Genomic DNA, 725 nt, shown 5'->3' on the forward strand with positions numbered 1-725 from the left:
TGCTGAGGGATCTTGAAGATGGAATCTAACGTAATCAAACAAATGGATCTGGACAACGTTAATCCAGATGTAAGACCGGCTCCCGGCGTGGCGGCGGACGAATATGAGAACAAAGAGATTGGCGCTGAGTTGACGAAAGCAGACATCAACCGCATGGCGTGGCGCTCTTTGTTACTGCAAGCCTCGTTCAACTTTGAACGTATGCAAGCGTCTGGTTGGYTAGCGTTGTTGCCAGCGTTGAAGAAAATTCACACCAACAAGGCCGATCTCTCCAAAGCGATGCAAGGGCACATGGGCTTCTTCAACACCCATCCATTCCTCGTCACCTTCGTGATGGGCATCGTACTGGCGATGGAGCGTTCAAAACAAAACATCAACAGTATCCAGAGCACCAAAATTGCCGTGGGTGCGCCAATGGGCGGGATCGGCGATGCGATGTTCTGGTTAACCCTGCTACCGATTTGTGGCGGTATCGGCGCGGACCTTGCGCTACAAGGCTCCATCATGGGTGCGGTGTTCTTCTTCGTTCTTGTTTAACGTGGTGCATTTTGGTTTGCGCTTCGGTTTGGCGCACTACGCCTRCCGCATGGGTGTGGCGGCGATTCCGATGATCAAAGCCAACACCAAGAAGGTGGGGCATGCCGCTTCCGTGGTCGGTATGACGGTGATTGGTGCGCTGGTGGCCACTTATGTTCGCCTCTCTACCACCGCAGAAATTACCGCCG

At 53.4% G+C, this 725-nt stretch carries 1 pseudogene; it reads left to right on the forward strand.

Features of this window, described 5'->3' with window-relative positions:
- Positions 1–18: 18 nt before the first annotated feature.
- Positions 19–725: pseudogene (locus CIK04_RS25145) on the forward strand (PTS system mannose/fructose/sorbose family transporter subunit IID); the annotation flags it as partial.

The organism is Vibrio sp. 03_296 (assembly GCF_002265885.1).